The organism is Bradyrhizobium sp. CCGB20 (assembly GCF_024199855.1).
Taxonomy (GTDB): Bacteria; Pseudomonadota; Alphaproteobacteria; order Rhizobiales; family Xanthobacteraceae; genus Bradyrhizobium.
Map to the genome: position 1 here is coordinate 6,214,653 of NZ_JANADN010000001.1, position 15,528 is coordinate 6,230,180.

At 65.0% G+C, this 15,528-nt stretch carries 20 protein-coding genes; 12 read left to right on the plus strand and 8 right to left on the minus strand.

From position 1 onward, the window contains the following. Positions 1–31: 31 nt before the first annotated feature. Positions 32–853: a helix-turn-helix domain-containing protein gene (locus NLM15_RS29225; RefSeq protein ID WP_254121196.1), complete on the minus strand. Its 822-nt coding sequence runs from the start codon at positions 851–853 to the stop codon at positions 32–34. 101 nt (positions 854–954) lie between these two features. Here NLM15_RS29225 and NLM15_RS29230 point away from each other — a divergent pair, with 101 nt between their 5' ends. Together NLM15_RS29230 and NLM15_RS29235 are read left to right on the plus strand one after the other, a co-directional pair. Then, positions 955–1,185, plus strand: a complete 231-nt coding sequence (locus tag NLM15_RS29230) for a hypothetical protein (protein ID WP_254121198.1) — start codon at positions 955–957, stop codon at positions 1,183–1,185. 36 nt (positions 1,186–1,221) lie between these two features. Beyond that, entirely contained in the window at positions 1,222–1,620 is a 399-nt protein-coding gene (locus NLM15_RS29235) for a hypothetical protein (RefSeq protein ID WP_254121200.1), read from the plus strand. 159 nt (positions 1,621–1,779) lie between these two features. Here NLM15_RS29235 and NLM15_RS29240 read toward each other — a convergent pair whose 3' ends face one another. Then, positions 1,780–2,352, minus strand: coding sequence for an SET domain-containing protein (locus tag NLM15_RS29240; RefSeq protein ID WP_254121202.1), 573 nt, complete (start codon positions 2,350–2,352; stop codon positions 1,780–1,782). Positions 2,353–2,511: 159 nt separating this feature from the next. Between NLM15_RS29240 and NLM15_RS29245 the strand changes: the two genes are divergently transcribed. Beyond that, positions 2,512–3,117, plus strand: coding sequence for a hypothetical protein (locus NLM15_RS29245; protein WP_254124478.1), 606 nt, complete (start codon positions 2,512–2,514; stop codon positions 3,115–3,117). Here NLM15_RS29245 and NLM15_RS29250 read toward each other — a convergent pair. Both NLM15_RS29250 and NLM15_RS29255 read right to left on the minus strand, forming a co-directional pair. Continuing rightward, positions 3,114–3,722: a DUF6321 domain-containing protein gene (locus NLM15_RS29250; RefSeq protein WP_254121203.1), complete on the minus strand. Its 609-nt coding sequence runs from the start codon at positions 3,720–3,722 to the stop codon at positions 3,114–3,116. The two genes, NLM15_RS29245 and NLM15_RS29250, sit on opposite strands and share 4 nt — an antisense overlap. A 35-nt stretch (positions 3,723–3,757) precedes the next feature. Further along, a complete protein-coding gene (locus NLM15_RS29255; protein WP_254121204.1) occupies positions 3,758–4,495 on the minus strand; it encodes a TetR/AcrR family transcriptional regulator in 738 nt (245 codons plus the stop codon). Between the two features lie 107 nt (positions 4,496–4,602). On the opposite strand from NLM15_RS29255, the gene NLM15_RS29260 reads away from it, so the two are divergent. From NLM15_RS29260 to NLM15_RS29285, 6 genes are all read left to right on the plus strand, one after another. Beyond that, complete coding sequence (locus NLM15_RS29260) at positions 4,603–6,000, plus strand: carotenoid oxygenase family protein (protein ID WP_254121205.1); 1,398 nt, start codon at positions 4,603–4,605, stop codon at positions 5,998–6,000. Positions 6,001–6,093: 93 nt separating this feature from the next. Next, on the plus strand, positions 6,094–6,357 hold the full coding sequence (locus tag NLM15_RS29265) for a hypothetical protein (protein ID WP_254121209.1): 264 nt from the start codon (positions 6,094–6,096) through the stop codon (positions 6,355–6,357). Between the two features lie 76 nt (positions 6,358–6,433). Next, on the plus strand, positions 6,434–7,009 hold the full coding sequence (locus NLM15_RS29270) for a hypothetical protein (RefSeq protein ID WP_254121211.1): 576 nt from the start codon (positions 6,434–6,436) through the stop codon (positions 7,007–7,009). Positions 7,010–7,023: 14 nt separating this feature from the next. Further along, entirely contained in the window at positions 7,024–7,578 is a 555-nt protein-coding gene (locus NLM15_RS29275; RefSeq protein ID WP_254121213.1) for an inner membrane-spanning protein YciB, read from the plus strand. Positions 7,579–7,681: 103 nt separating this feature from the next. After that, positions 7,682–7,978 carry a hypothetical protein gene (locus NLM15_RS29280; RefSeq protein WP_254121215.1) on the plus strand — a complete coding sequence of 99 codons (297 nt, stop codon included), beginning with the start codon at positions 7,682–7,684 and terminating at the stop codon, positions 7,976–7,978. A 16-nt stretch (positions 7,979–7,994) separates the two neighbouring features. Continuing rightward, positions 7,995–8,915 (plus strand): SH3 domain-containing protein, encoded by a 921-nt coding sequence (locus tag NLM15_RS29285; RefSeq protein ID WP_309144944.1) that lies wholly within the window; start codon positions 7,995–7,997, stop codon positions 8,913–8,915. A gap of 63 nt (positions 8,916–8,978) precedes the next feature. Here NLM15_RS29285 and NLM15_RS29290 read toward each other — a convergent pair whose 3' ends face one another. Beyond that, positions 8,979–9,920, minus strand: a complete 942-nt coding sequence (locus tag NLM15_RS29290) for a hypothetical protein (protein ID WP_254121219.1) — start codon at positions 9,918–9,920, stop codon at positions 8,979–8,981. A 34-nt stretch (positions 9,921–9,954) separates the two neighbouring features. Further along, entirely contained in the window at positions 9,955–11,610 is a 1,656-nt protein-coding gene (locus tag NLM15_RS29295) for a fumarate hydratase (protein ID WP_254121221.1), read from the minus strand. Positions 11,611–11,821: 211 nt separating this feature from the next. Here NLM15_RS29295 and NLM15_RS29300 point away from each other — a divergent pair, with 211 nt between their 5' ends. From NLM15_RS29300 to NLM15_RS29310, 3 genes are all read left to right on the plus strand, one after another. Then, positions 11,822–12,295, plus strand: coding sequence for a hypothetical protein (locus NLM15_RS29300; RefSeq protein ID WP_254121223.1), 474 nt, complete (start codon positions 11,822–11,824; stop codon positions 12,293–12,295). Positions 12,296–12,559: 264 nt separating this feature from the next. Then, entirely contained in the window at positions 12,560–12,733 is a 174-nt protein-coding gene (locus tag NLM15_RS29305; protein ID WP_167358184.1) for a hypothetical protein, read from the plus strand. Between the two features lie 116 nt (positions 12,734–12,849). Next, positions 12,850–13,524, plus strand: a complete 675-nt coding sequence (locus tag NLM15_RS29310) for an isoprenylcysteine carboxylmethyltransferase family protein (RefSeq protein WP_254121225.1) — start codon at positions 12,850–12,852, stop codon at positions 13,522–13,524. A gap of 322 nt (positions 13,525–13,846) precedes the next feature. Here NLM15_RS29310 and NLM15_RS29315 read toward each other — a convergent pair whose 3' ends face one another. Continuing rightward, positions 13,847–14,554 (minus strand): glutathione S-transferase, encoded by a 708-nt coding sequence (locus tag NLM15_RS29315; RefSeq protein WP_254121227.1) that lies wholly within the window; start codon positions 14,552–14,554, stop codon positions 13,847–13,849. Positions 14,555–14,746: 192 nt separating this feature from the next. Next, complete coding sequence (locus NLM15_RS29320; RefSeq protein ID WP_254121229.1) at positions 14,747–15,442, minus strand: lectin; 696 nt, start codon at positions 15,440–15,442, stop codon at positions 14,747–14,749. Between the last annotated feature and the right edge of the window lie 86 nt (positions 15,443–15,528).

Sequence of the window (15,528 nt, forward strand, 5' to 3'; positions counted from 1 at the left end):
ATGCGTGGACCGCTTCTGCCTGTAAACGCCGCTAATGCAAGCCGGCCGCCATCTGCCTGAGCCGCTCCGCGGTGCGCTCGTCCGCCGGAAAGAACGTCTCCAGCGCCAGCTCCGACAGCGTGATATCCACGGGCGTGCCGAACACCATGGTGGTGGAGAAGAAACTTAGTACCTCCCCGCCGAGCCGCAGCTTGAAGGGGATCGCGACATTGTCGCTCGACAGCGGCGCCGAGCGCGCCGGAATTGGATAACTCTTGAGGTCGTTATAGAGCTTGATCAACTCGGGATCGGCCGTCGCCTCGCATTGCCGGTGCAGCCGCTCCAGAAGATGCCCGCACCATTCCGCGAGATTGACCGTGCGCGGCGCCAGCGCTTCGGGGTGAAAGGCGAGCCGCAGCACGTTGAAGGGCTGGCCGAGCAGTCGCTGCGGGATGCCGTCAAGCAACGGCGCCACCATGCGGTTGGCGGAGACCAGATTCCAGTGCCGGTCATAGGCCAGCGCAGGATTGGGCTCATGCGCCTTGAGGACGAGGTCGATCGCCTGGCGGGCCGATTTCAAGGCGGGATCCTCCAGCGGGCGCTGTGGAAAGGCCGGCGCGTAGCCGGCAGCGACCAGCAGCACGTTGCGTTCGCGCAGGGGCACGTCGAGACGTTCGGCGAGTCTCAGCACCATGTCGCGCGAGGGCGCGGCGCGGCCGGTCTCGACGAAGCTCAAATGCCGCGCGGAAATTTCGGCCTCGCCCGCCAGATCGAGCTGGCTCATGCGGCGGCGCTGCCGCCATTCGCGCAAATGGTCGCCGATATGGACCGGCTGGCTGCGCTCAGTGTGGGCCGTGGATGCATGTGCGTTCATGGTCGAAAACCTAGCATGCGGATTTCAGACCTTCCATTACCTGCGGGGTAATCGAATTGGTCCCCGCGACGGCGCATCTTCGGTCGCAACAGGAGATGACCATGATCGCGCTGCTGCTCTACCAGACCATCGCCGACCGCCTTGTTCCCTGGGCCGCGACGCTCGCGACCCGGATGCTGGCACGCAGCCTCAACATGCCCGAGCCTCTGGTGCACTCGACCGGCGACTATGTCGTCGCGCAGGTCACGGCCTTCGAGCACAGCGTCGGCAAGAGCCTCTGCCCGTTCCGCATCGCCCGCCTGCTCCGCGCCTGGTGGCGCGGACGGCACTGAGTTCACCCCAAGCCCAACCCAGCCATGGAGACCACGATGATCGACGCATCCACCTTCCTGCGCCGCGCGCTTCTCGCCGACGCCATCTTCAGCGGCGTCGCCGCGGCAGGCTTCACCTTCGGCGCAAGCGCGTTCGCGTCGCTGTTCAACCTGCCCGAAGCGCTGCTGCGCGAGACCGGCCTGTTCTTGATCGCCTACACCGCGCTGGTCGGCTGGCTTGCCTCGCGCGCCTCCATAGCGAGGTCGCTGGTGCTGCTGGTCGTGGTCGGCAACGCGGCCTGGACGGTCGGCAGCATTGCGCTGCTGTTCTCGGGCGCGGTGTCGCCGAACCTTGCCGGCGAGCTCATGGTCGTCGCGCAGGCGATCGCGACCGGCGTGTTCGCGGAGCTGCAATATGTGGGATTGCGGAAGAGCGGACATGTGGTGACGGCCTGAGACGTCAGGTCGACCGCATCACCACTAACAGTCGTCGCCCGGCTTGACCGGGCGACCGCGCATTCCGGAGACGGTCGTCATATGCGGATAAGCCGCGACGCACTGGAGGCCCCGGTCAAGCCGGGGCACGACAATTGAGCCGAAGGCTCCAGTTTCGGGCTACGCCCGCGCGCGGCCGTTCTTCTTGCCAACGGCATGACCGTTGAGCTTCTTCTTTTTGGCGGCCTTGTTCGGACTCTTGGCGCCCGCCTTCTCCGCCTTGCCTTCCGTGCGCGCCTTCACCTTGGTGCGTTCGGCGCGGGCCTCGGCGCGCAGCTTCTTGCGCTTGGTCTCGCAGGAGGCGCATTTGCAGCCGATCGGCTTGAGATAGGCTTTGAAGTAGTCGGTGCCGTAATCGTAGTTGATCTCGTCGCCCGGCTCGATGTTCTTGATGGCGCGGATGAAGACCTTGCGCTCGCGCGGCCGGACGTCGGACTCGGCGTTCGGGCGGCAGGAATGGTTGATGTAGCGCGCGAGGTTCTTGCGGACCGAGCCGTCGATGGTCCAGCGGCCGTTGAGCTCGAACAGGTACTTGTTCTCGATGTCGTCCTGCTCGGGAATCCGCGAGTCCAGGATCGGCCCGTAATAACGGATGATCCGGGTCCCCTTCTTGATCGGCTTGGTGGCGAAGAGGCCAAGTCCGGTCTTGGAACGGCCGACACGGTAGGATTTGCTGGAAGCGATGGCTGGCATGATCGAATGAGATGTCGCGAACGGAGCGCGGTAAGCGCCGACGGAAGGCGCCCTTCTAGAACGATTCCGCGCCGCTGTCAGGTATATCCCGCCTCTGTTTGAACCTTGCCCACAATGAAGACGTCTGACGGAGAGAGTTCCCGCACCAAAGGTCTCATGATGAACCGGACGACCAGTATCGGCCTGGCTGTCTTGATGGCTTGCATCGGCCTGAACAGCGCCGCCGCCCAATCCATGGGCAGCACCTACTCCTCCACAGCGCCAAAGGATTGCCGCCAGATCGGCAAGCCCAGCGAGCTCGACGGCAGCACCACGCGGGTCTGCCCGGGCAGGGACGGTCTCGTGGTGCTGATCGCCGAGGACGATCTGCGCGAGGTCGTCTCGGTCGGCCGCAATCGCAAGGTTGCAGCGGAGGAACCGGCGGCAAAAGTCTGGTTCGCCCCGTTCAACTCGTCCGAAACCACCGTCGAGTGGCGGACGGCGGGCACGAAACCGTTCGCGATCATCCAGCGCTGGCACATCGCCGATGGCAGCGATCCCGACAAGCAGGGACGGCCGAACACCAAGGCCATGCTGGTCGTCACCCGGCTGCCGCCGGGCCCGGTCTGCCACGTCGCTTATGTCGATGCCATCGCCAACCCCACCGCCAATGAGCTGGCCCGCAAGGCCGCGGACGAGTTCGCCCGCGGCTTCACTTGCGGCAAGGACGAGGTGAAGGTCATCGGCACGCGCGGCCGCGCCGTCGAGCTGGCGACGATGCGTTAGTTCTTCGCCTTGGCGCGGCGATAGCGCGCCAGCAGCCGCTCACCTTTCGCGGCAATACGCCGTGCCGCCGCCACCGTCTTCGGCACGGGCTCGCCCCAGGCATGCGCCGACAGCGCGTGCCGGGTCGGCCGCCCCTTGGCGTCGACCAGCGGCGGCAATTTCGCGCGGCCGTAGAAGCGGACGGCCCAGCTTCCCTTTCGCCGCATCTCCTGCGGCGTCATCTCGGACTCTTTCCTGGTAACGCCGGGCCGCAAATGAGCGCCCTGCTTGCGCGCAAAAGCCTTGCGGCCCGCCGCGGTCAGGCCGCCGCGCGGATCCTTTTCCTTCGCCGACGCGCTGCGCTTGCGCGAGGTCTTTGCAGTCTTCTTCGCCGTCTTGCGCTTGCGGGTCGTCTTCGCTGATTTCTTCGTCGCGGATTTTTTCGCCTTCGACGTTTTCTTCGCTGCCATGCGCATGTTGTCCACGAGGTTGGGATAGCGGCGGCCGGCGCGGCGCGCGCGCGCTTTCGCCGCCGATTTCTGTGCCGGACTGAGATGTTTGGAGGCCTTGCCCGCGCGCTTGCGCGGGTTCTGACGTTTCCAGGGCGCGCGGGGTGATCTTGCCATGCGGCGTCAACGCCTGACGATGGCAAGGGTTGCGTTCACGGGCCTGGCAGCTTCCCCGTGATGGGTGCCGTCAGCATCGTCTCGAGCAGCCGTTCGGCCGTCGTGCCCTCGGGCAGCCGTCCCAAAATATCCTCGAGCCGGCCATCGAGCAGCAGCATGGTGAAACCGTGCACCATGGACCAGGCGCGCGCGATCGCGGCGCCCTGGTTCAGCGTCAGCGCATCTTCGCTGATCTGCTCCTGCCGCATCATGCCGATGGCATTGGCAAGGCCCGCGAACGAGGCCTCGGCCGCCTCGTGCAGCGAGGGCCGGGAATAGTCGAGCCGTTCGGTGCGGAACATGATGCCGTACATGCCGGGATGGGCCTGCGCATAGGCGACATAGGCCTTCGGCCGCGCCAGCGCGCGCGCGAGCGGCGTGGTGGCGGCATCGCAGGACGACGCCATCGCCGCGTTGAACTGGCGGAAGCCGACGGCCGCGAGCTCGCTGAGCAGGCCGGTGAGATCGCCGAAATGATGGGTCGGCGCGGCATGCGAGACGCCCGCCTCGCGCGCCACCGCGCGCAGCGTCAAGCCGGACAACCCGTCGCGCTCCAGCACCCGCTCGGCGGCCTGAAGCAGCGCCTCCCGCAGCGCGCCGTGGTGATAGGGCGTCTCGGCCTTCGCGGCCGCCGGGCGTCGCGCGGGACGCGACGGCGCGCTCGCTGCCGACGCTGTCTTTCTCGGAATGCGCGGGCTACGCGCCGGTTCGCTCTTGGTGTCGCTCTTGGCCATGGGACAAGCTATATGACGCAATATTGACAGTGTAAAGATTTCACTTGACGCGCACGACGATCGGCTCTATTTGATCTTTACGATGTAAAGATAGGGAGGGATACGCCGTGCAGCACGACGCCGTTGCCGAACGCCGCCATAATCTCGGTCCGATTCCGTTCGAGGCCGATGCGCCATTCCTCAAGATCGTCGGCGAATTGCCGCGCGATCTGAATGGCGTGCTCTACCGCAACGGTCCCAATCCCCAGTTCGAGGCGCCCGGCGCGCACTGGTTCGTCGGCGACGGCATGCTGCATGCCTTCCACCTGGAAAACGGCCGCGCCAGCTATCGCAACCGCTGGGTCCGCACGCCGAAATGGCTGGCGGAGCATGATGCCGGCCGCGCCCTGTTCGGTGGCTTCGGCCGCAAGCTGCCGGATGCGCCACAAGACCTCACCGACGGTGGCGTCGCCAACACCAACATCATCTTCCACGCCGGCAAGCTGCTGGCGCTGGAAGAAGCGCATCTGCCGACCGAGATCGAGCCGGGCACGCTGGCAACGCGCGGCTATCACAATTACCAGGGCCGCGTCGCCGGCAGTTTTACCGCGCATCCCAAGATCGATCCCATCACTGGTGAACTGGTGTTCTTCGGCTACAACGCCGCGGGCCCGCTGACGCCTGCCCTCTCCTACGGATCGATCGATGCCTCCGGCAAGGCGACGCGCTTCGAACGTTTCGAGGCGCCCTATGCCAGCATGGTGCACGACTTCATCGTCACCAAGAACCATGTGCTGTTTCCGATCCTGCCGATCACGGGCAGCATGGAGCGCGCGATGAGCGGACGGCCGCCCTATGCCTGGGAGCCGGACAAGGGCGCCTATGTCGGCGTGATGAAGCGGAGCGGCACCGCGAAGGACATCGTCTGGTTTCGTGCCGAGGCCTGTTACGTCTTCCACGTCATGAACGCCTGGGAGGACGGCGAGCGCATCATCGCCGACGTCATGCAGTTCGAGGAAGCGCCGCTGTTTCCCCATCCCGACGGGCGGCCGACCAATCCGGAAAAATCGCGCGCCCGGCACTGCCGCTGGACGTTCGATCTCTCGGGAAATACCGACCGCTTCCAGCAGACTTATCTGGACGATCTTACCGGCGAATTCCCCCGCATCGACGACCGCCGCGCCGGACTGAAAAGCCATCACGGCTGGTACGCCTGCGCCAATCCGCGGCTGCCGATGTTCGGCGCGCTGTCGGGCATCGTCCATGTCGACGGCAACGGCAGACGGCTCGGCCATTATCTGCTGCCGGCCGGCGATACCATCTCCGAGCCGGTGTTCGTCGAACGCGCGAAGGACGCCGCGGAAGGCGACGGCTGGCTCTTGGCGGTGGTGTGGCGCGCGCGGGAATACCGCAGCGACCTCGCCGTGTTCAACGCGACCGACGTCGAAGCCGGTCCCGTCGCGCTGGTGCAGCTCGGCCACCGCGTGCCCGACGGCTTCCACGGCAACTGGGTGGGAGCGGCGTAGCGCCGTCAGGCGGCATTGCGCGAGGCGAAATGGATTCCGGGCTCGCGCCAGGTGGCGCGCCCCGGAATGACAGCGCGGAAACAGGAGTTTCGCATGCACGTCCCCACAATCACCGCGAGCTATCTCGCCGTCCTCGTCCTGATCTGCACCGCGCTTGCATTTGGAATGATCCGGCTCCGGCGAAGCAGCCACGCCATCTTCAACGGCGGCATCTTGCTCGCCCTCGGCCTCTCGATCGTTTGCGCGCTACCCCTCCTGTCACGCCTGCCCTGGTCGGAATTCGCAGACGAGGCGGTCGACCAAGCCATTGCGGCACTTCAGTTTTTGGAAGCAACCTACGTTATTTTGACACTGTAAAGATTTCGCTTGACCCGGGCACGCCGCCGAACTACTTATCTTGACATTGTAAAGATTGGCCTGACCGAGGCGGCCCATGGCAATTTTCCTGATCCTCGCGCCCTACGGCGCCTACACCTTCCTGATGCTGGTGACGTCGGCCACTTCAAGCGTGTTCGTGGCCTGCGCGATCTGCCTCGCCACCATCGCGATCGATGTCGCGCGCGGCCGCTCGGTGAAGATCCTGGCCGCGGGCTCGGCGATCGTGTTCGCCGCAATCGGCCTCTACCTCACGCTGGTCGACCCGACGCTGGGTACGCTCGGCGTCAAGCTGTCGGTCGATATCGGCGTCTTCGCCATCTCGCTCGGCTCGTTGCTGGTCCGCCGTCCGTTCACGCTGCAATATGCGATTGAAACGGTCCCGGCCGAGACGGCCGCGATCCCCGGCTTCCTCACCGCGAACTACATCATCACCGGCGCCTGGACCGCAGCTGCGCTGCTGATGGCGGCCGCCAACATCGCCCTGCTCTACTTCCCCGGCCTGCCGCTCTGGTCGAGCCTTGCGGTCGCCTTCGCCGCCCGCAACAGCGCGATCTACTTCACAAAGTGGTATCCCGAGTATCGCCAGATCAAGTACGGTACGCCCGCCCGCGCACTGCCCCACTCCCACTGAAGACAGGACAGACGATGAAAGACGTATTCCGCCGGCTCGTCTCCGACTTCCTCTCCACCATCGTCTTCCTGGTGATCTACCTCGCGACCGACAACGTCATCCTTGCAACCGCAGTCGCCATCCTCGGCGCCATCGGCCAGGTGGCCTGGTCGCGGATCAAGGGCCAGACTCTGGGCTACATGACCTGGGCAAGCCTCGGCCTCGTCATCGTACTCGGCGGCGCAACGCTGCTCACCCACGATCCGCGCTTCGTGCTGGCCAAGCCGGCGATCGGACACGTCGCGATCGGCCTCATCATGCTCAAGCGCGGCTGGATGCTGCGCTATCTGCCGCCGATCGTGACCGAGACCATTCCGGAATACGTCACCGTCGCAGGCTATGCATGGGCCGCGCTGATGTTCGTGCTCGCCGCCGGGACCGTTGCCGTCGCCATGACGGGGGACATGAAGCTGTGGGCCTTCTATATTTCCGTAGTCCTGATCGGCGCGAAAATCGCCGCGTTTGCCATCCAGTACGTTGCCTTCCGCCTGCTCGTCGGCAGCCGCATGCGCGCTGCCGCGCGCGCTTGAGGCCGCGTCAAAGAGAGCGTTAGGAAGGTCACGCGAGTTAGGCTATAGGCGTCTCTGGCAGGCCTTGCGTGTCGCAAGCCGCCGGAAAAATTGGGAGACGGGAATGGCCGTGGACGGCAACTGGAATCTGACCATGACGACCCCGATGGGCGAGCGCCAGGCGACTCTGACCCTGCTGAGCTCCGGCGGCACGCTGACGGGCACGCAGGGCGCCGATGGCAATTCCGCCGAGATCTTCGACGGCACCATCAGCGGCGATGCCGTCAACTGGAAGGTCTCCATCACCAATCCGATGCCGTTGACGCTCGAGTTCATCGGCACCGTCTCCGGCGACAGCATGAGCGGCGAGATGGGGATCGGCCCGATGGGCAGCTTCCCGTTCACGGGCACGAAGGCGTAAGCTCGCGTTGCGAACCGTGCGCGTGCTCCGTCTCATCGCGGCAGCGATCCTGTGTGTCGCGACACAAGCGGCGCGCGCGGATGACGCCGAGCCGGCGTGGCGCGCAAGCGCGCTCGCCATGGTGCCAGCGGGCTATGTAGCTGGCACCGCCTATCGAACCGATGGTTCGACCGGATATCTCGCGATCTATCCCGCGGCATCGAACGATCCGAAGACGCCGGCAAGCGTGTTCGCTGCGCGCCAGACGCTCGTGGTCACGCTGACGGCGGATGCGACGCGCGCCGTCTCAGCCGCGTTGCAGCCGCGCACCGGGCCCGATCCTGACAACGACGATACCGACTTCGCAAAGCTGCACGCCGATCTCGCCGCCAGGCGCGCAAATTTGCCTGAAGGCACCGAGCCCTGCGACTTCGGCGCCTGGTCCGTCGACAAGGATCCAAACGGCCTCAACGTCCGCGCCGAGCCATCAGTGAAGGCGCGTGTGCTCGGCACGCTGCCGCCGCCCTACCGGCTCAAGCTCGGCGGCGCCGAGAACACGCCTGACGGCGGCTGGCTCACCGAATTCCGCATCATCGGCTTCAAAGACGGCTGGTTTCTCATCGAAGGCGCCAAGCCGCCCGGCAAGGACTACGAGGACGAGAAGAGATATCCGCGCAGCGCGCCAAAGCCCTATGCGGGGCGCGGCTGGGTCGCGTCCAACAAGGTCGGCGCAAATTACGCCAATGGCTACACACGCGCGGGCGGGCTATTCCAGGCTCCATCCGTCGATGCCAAATGGATGCCGGCCCAGAGCGAGCTCGGCGGCCCGATCGACGGCGACGGCGGGCCGAAGCGCCTACTTGCCTGCAGCGGATATTGGGGCCTCGTCGAGAGCCATGACGGCGTCCGCGGCTGGTGGCGCTCGCTGTGCTCGAACCAGGTCACGAATTGCAGTTAGCGATGTGCGCGCCGTCTCGCTCGCTCAACCAGCCGGTGAGCAGCCGCGGATGGAGCGGCCGTCTCACCAGGTGATCACATAGGTCCCGAAATACGGACTGTCGCCGGGCAGGACGTTCTTGGTGCCGTAGGCGCTCTGCAATGCGGGGATGTCGGCGTGCACCGTCACGCCTCTGCCACTCCAGCCGAATTCGCCGCCGCTGGCGCTGAACTCCTCGGTTGCCGTTACCAGGCTGGAATCCGACGCCGCATGGATCTGCATGCGGCCTTGTTGGGCCGCCTCGAGCGCCCCCTGGTATCCGGCAATGTTTTGCTTGATGAGGTCTGCCTCCGCCGGACTGACCGAAGAAAGCTGGTCTTGCATGCGCGCGATCGCGTCCGGGTAGGAGTCGAGCACGATCTTGACGTGATCCGAAAGCGCCTGCTCGATCGACTTCGGCATTGCGTCGTACAGGCCCTGCAGGGTGCGAACCACGCCGTAGATGTTCTGCTCGCTCTTGCTGAGGCTCGCCCATTGCACCTCGTCGAGTGCGGGAAGCTCGGCGAGCTTGCCATCACGAACGAGGGCGCGGACCTCATCATCCGCATTGCCCTGGGCGGCATTCCGGAAGACGCTCGATTTCGCCATTGCCTTGATGGCAGCGATCGCGTTGCCGCCGTCGGCCAGAGCACCGGATGCCGAATAGGTCTGTAGAACGCCCGCACCGCCGCTCAGGCTCGATCCGGCAAAGCCATCATCGGGGGAAGCCGAGAACTGCGAGCGGGCCGCTGAACCCGACTGAGCGCCAGCCGATGCGCGCGACAATATCTGGAGTGCAATGAGCTCGGACTGGATCTGGGCCGCTCCGCCTACACGCATCGGTTGCTCCACTTTTGCTTGCATGCAAAAAGAGCACCCGGGCTGGTTAACGTTCGGTGAATCCGGCACAACCCCAAGCAGCAATCGGCTCGATCCGTCGCGCGTCACAACGTCCCAGCCGGCGCCAGGATGCGCCGGCCAGACCACGGTTGCCGAACCGCCTCGGGAAACAGACGAAGGGCTAGCCGAGGTTCAGCTCCTTGAAGAAATCGTTCCCCTTGTCATCGATGATGATGAACGCCGGGAAGTCGACGACTTCGATGCGCCAGATCGCTTCCATGCCGAGCTCGGGATATTCGAGCACCTCGACCTTCTTGATGCAGTGCTCGGCAAGGTTCGCCGCCGCACCGCCGATCGAGCCGAGATAGAAGCCGCCATACTTCTTGCAGGCCTCGCGCACGGCGGGCGCCCGGTTGCCTTTCGCGACCATCACCATCGAACCGCCGGCGGCCTGGAACTGGTCGACGAAGGAATCCATGCGGCCCGCGGTGGTCGGGCCGAACGCGCCGGAAGCGTAGCCCTCGGGCGTCTTGGCGGGGCCGGCATAGTAGACCGGATGGTTCTTGAAGTAATCCGGCAGCGGCTCGCCGCGCTCCAGCCGCTCGCGCAGCTTGGCGTGCGCGCTATCGCGCGCGACGATCATGGTGCCGGTCATCGAGACCCGCGTCTTGGTCGGGTACTTCGAGAACGTCGCCAAAATATCCTTCATCGGCTGGTTGAGGTCGATCTTGACGACCTCGCCGCCGAGCGATTCCTCGACCTGCGGCAGGTACTGCGCCGGATTGTGCTCGAGCTCCTCGAGATAGACGCCGTCCTTCGTGATCTTGCCGAGCACCTGGCGGTCGGCCGAGCACGACACGCCGAGCCCGATCGGCAGCGAGGCGCCGTGGCGCGGCATGCGGATCACGCGCACGTCGTGGCAGAAATACTTGCCGCCGAACTGCGCGCCGACGCCGAGCGACTGCGTCATCTTGTGGATTTCCTGCTCCATCTCGACGTCGCGGAAGGCGTTGCCGTCAGGCGAGCCGTGCGTCGGCAGCGCGTCGAGATAGCGGGCGGAGGCGAGCTTCACCGTCTTCATGCAAAGCTCGGCGGAGGTGCCGCCGATCACGATGGCAAGGTGATAGGGCGGGCACGCGGCGGTGCCCAGCGTGAGGATCTTCTCCTTCAGGAACGCGAGCAGCCGGTCCTTGGTCAGCACCGAGGGCGTGGCCTGGAACAGAAAGCTCTTGTTGGCGGAGCCACCGCCCTTGGCCATGAACATGAACTTGTAGGCATCATCGCCCTCGGCGTAGATCTCGCACTGCGCCGGCATGTTGTTGGCGGTGTTCTTCTCCTCGTACATCGACAAGGGCGCGACCTGCGAGTAGCGCAGATTGCGGCGCAGATAAGCATCGCGCGCGCCCTCCGACAGCGCCGCCTCGTCGTCACCGTCGGTGATGACGTTGCAGCCCTTCTTGCCCATGATGATCGCGGTGCCGGTGTCCTGGCACATCGGCAGCACGCCGCCGGCGGCGATGTTGGCGTTCTTCAAAAAGTCCAGCGCAACGAACTTGTCGTTCGGGCTCGCCTCGCCGTCCTCCAGGATCGCGCGGAGCTGCTTCAGATGGCCGGGCCGCAGGTAATGGTTGATGTCGCCGAAAGCCGCCTCCGACAGCGCCCGCAGCGCCTCGCGCGACACCACCAGCATGTCCTTCCCCAGGACCTTCTCGACCCGGACGCCTTCGGCCGTGATCTTCTTGTAAGGCGTCTCGTCCTTGCCCAGCGGGAACAGCGGGGTATGCTTGTAGGGCGGAACGGGCTTTGACGGATCGGGGAAGGCGGTGGGAGCGTTCATGGGGCAAATCTCGGGGTTTTGGAGCCCTGCGCGGGCCTAGCATAGAAGCGTTCTAAGCGCATTTTGGGCGGAAAAGAAAGGGAGCGGCGCGCATGGGAGAGATCGGCGCGGGCTCGGCAGGGCATTGGCACGGCACGTGGAAAGGCCCGTTCCCGCCCTTGCGCTTCGCGTTCACCGACGCTTGAATGCGCCTCCCAAGGGGCTTTTTATCATGACATTGAACTTGAACGTCCGCGGCGCGATCCTGGTCGCCGCCGCCATCACCGGCCTTGTGACCCTGGCCTCGCCCGCGCGGGCCGACCGCTGCGACGACAGCGCCAAGGAGCTGGCAAACCAGGTCGATCGCCTCAAGGTGAATTTCCGGGCCGCCAATATCGTGTACCTGACTCACCCGGCGGCCAAGGAGCTGTCCGTGGGTTGCCGCGGCGACAAATATTCGATCGAGCTCTATGCCAAGGGCGATCGCAAGCCGACGCCGGAGTTCTTTGCGCTGGTGGGGTCGATGGCGGCGATCGTCTTCACCGTGACGAAGGACGACACCACGACGGGCGCGACACGCTGCCTGAAGCGGATGGGACTGCTCCGCGGCGACAAGGTCGTCATGCGCTACCGCCGGCTCAACATGGAATGCACGCGCACCAAGACGGACGCATCCATCGCGATCACGCGCGGCAAGGACGAATAGACGGCCTCGCTCTTTCCATACATTCCGTCATTGCGAGCGCAGCGAAGCAATCCAGACTGTCTCCGCGAAGGCAGACTGGATTGCTTCGTCGCAAGGGCTCCTCGCAATGACGAGGAGAGGTCTCGTCGTCCTCGCAGCGCGGATGAAACGCAAGAACAGCCTTCTCCCACCACACCAATTCCCTCACATTTTAACGATTGCCTTGAAGGAAATTTCGCTCCTGGCAGGGCACGCTCAATTGTTTCCATGTGTGAGGATTTGTGGATGAGCGTTTCTACCGTTGCGCCGCCGCCGATCGCGATCGTGGTGCCGAGCTACGACACGACCAAGCAGCAGGACGACCAGACCAAGACCAAGGACAACGACCCGACCTACAAGCCGCCGCCGCCCGCGCCGCTGCCGCCGGGTCAGGGCACGCGGATCGATCAGCTCGCCTGATCAGCCTTGCCGAAGATGAAATGCCCGATCCGGTCGATCGGGCTTTTCGCGTGTCCGGCCGCATCTTCGCCGGATAGCGGGCTCAACATCGTGCGCGATTACTGCGGAACCTGCGCATGATCGCAAGACTGCTGTTGCAGAACACGATCACCACCGTCGCGATGGGCGCGCTGCTGTTCGCTTGCGCCGGGACTTTGCACTGGCCTTCGGCCTGGGTCTTCCTCGCCACCTGCGCCCTGCTCGGCCCGCTCTGCGGCTGGTGGCTTTATCGGGTCGATCCGGCGCTGCTCGCCGAACGTCTGCGGCCGGTCCTGCAAAAGGACCAGCCCGCCGCCGACAAGGTGTTCATGACCGTCTTCGTCGTCGCGATGCTGGCCTGGCTGGTCGCGATGGGGCTCGACCGGCGCGCGCAATCCTCCGACATGCCGGTTGCATTCCAGGTGCTCGGCCTCGCTCTGTTCGTGCTCTCGACCCTGTTCATCCTCTGGGTGTTCCGCGCGAACTCGTTCGCCGCACCCGTGGTGAAGCTGCAGGCCGAACGCGCACAGCGCGTGATTTCGACCGGGCCCTACGCACATGTGCGCCATCCCATGTACAGCGGCATGATCCTGTTCTTCGCCGGCGTGCCGCTGTTGCTGGGCTCGTGGTGGGGCCTTGTGATGGTGCCGCTCATCCTCGTTTTGTTTGCGATCCGCATCGGCATCGAGGAGCGCACGCTGCGCGAGGGCCTGCCGGGCTATAGCGACTATGTCGCGCGCGTGCGCTATCGCCTGCTGCCTGGCGTGTGGTGAGAACGCATCACTCTCCCGTGCACGGCGCGGAAAAGCACATGCTCTCCTCCGATCGACTGACGTCGCCGCAAGCGAACCTCGCTAGAGGGAACCCGCACCCACACCGGAGACGCGACGATGTTCTGCAAGCCCCCCTGCCCCGACGAGCATGATCAGTCTCCCGTTCCCGATGCTTCAAACGAGCGACTGGCCCCAAAGCCTTCAAAAGCGTTCGCAAGCCATGACGACTTCGGGCGATTGATCGCGCCCGAAACGGCCGGTCCGGAACGGAGGCTGCCGCCAGCCTCCCTCCGGACCGGCTAGAGTCCTTCTTGAAAGCGCTTTAGCAATCGAGTTCCTTGTAGCAACGAAAGATGCCTTGCTCGTTGAAGGGAATTCGGCGTTCGCTCGCCAGATAAGCCTTGATATTCGGCCTCGCGGCGACGCGATCGTGCAGGCCGACGAGGCCCGGAATATCTCCCTCGAACGCCTTCATGCGCTTGGGGAAGGAGTAGCGCAGCCCATCGACGATCTGGAACAGCGAGAGATCGACGTAAGTCAGGCGACGACCGGTGACATAGGCCCCGCCATTGCCCGCGAGAAGCCCTTCGAAATAGCCGAGATATTTCGGGACGCGCTCGCTCCAGAAATCGGCGGTGCGCTTCTTCGCCGCCGACTTCTGGTCTTCATAGTACATCGAAGGCCCGAGCGGATGATGGGTGTCGTGGATCTCGACCACGAGGTCGGTGATGGTGAGCTGGAGCTCGTGCACCCAGAGTTTGCCGGCTTCCGTTTTCGGTGCGAGGCCGTGGCGGGCGCCGAGATAGAGCAGGATGTTGGCAGTCTGGCCGATGACGAGCTTGCCGGCTTTCAGGAACGGCGGCGCAAAGGGCGGCGTGCCCTTGTGCGAATCCATCATCGTCATCATCGCACTGGTGCCGCGCGGGCCGCGCGCGACGTCGACATAAGCGGCCCCCGCCTCCTCCAGCGCCAGCCGCACATATTCGCCGCGCCCCTGGATCTCGGGCCAGTAGTAGAGCTCGTACTTCATGGGTGGGTCCGTGAGCGTGGAAGCAACGGAGCCAATGTAACATGCAGCCTAAGGTTCCGTCAGTGCGAGACGGGCCGGCGGTTCTGCATACTCCGTCATTGCGAGCGCAGCGAAGCAATCCAGACTGCCGCCGCGGAGCGACTCTGGATTGCTTCGCTGCGCTCGCAACGACGGAGGCGAGAGCTCAGCGCCTCAATTCGACGCGAAGCAGTACATCAGGCCGTCGCCGCCGGTGCTCTTCAGATCGGCCTGCGAGCAGCCGCCGTCAGGACCGCGCGAGGGGTGAGAGCTGTTCCAGGACTTTGACGGCTCGTCGTCGCGCAGGCCCCGGCGATCGAGATGGCCGACCATCGCGGCGCCCTGCGTGCTCGACGTCCAGTTCTTGCAGGTGCGATCGTCCGGACCGGCAAACGCGGTGCCGTCCGGTTGCGATCCCGTGAGGATGTCATGCCGGTTCGGCTGGTCGCCAACGCCGTTGATCCCCTCGCCCTTCTCGCTGAGCGCGGTCTGCTTGGTGAGGTTGTTGGCCGCGCCGTGCAGGTCGGCCACGTCCTTGGCAATCACCGCCCCCTTGGCGTTCTGCCACGGTCCCTTGCCGATGCGGTCGCGGGCGTTGACGGCCGGCTTGCCGTCGGCGGCCTGCGTCGAGAGGTAAGCGCGCCAGGTCTTGGCGCCGGCACCGCCGGCCTGTGCAAGCTTCTGGCATTGCGCATCAGCACCCTCCAGGCCGCCGAGATCGGCGCCCTTGCCAGGGCCGTTCGAGGTCACGAAAAACGTCATGTCGGCCGACTGCGCTTGCGCCGACGGCGCCGCAAGCAACGCCATCAGAAGTACGGACTTGGCGAGCGCGAGGCTCGAAATCGTCACGGATCTCTCGATACGGATCATCTTGTCCTCCCAATTGTGTTTGTCGTTGGCCGTCTGAATTCAACCCGACGCGCGCCCGCTTATTCCGACGCCGCGATGCGAAACGT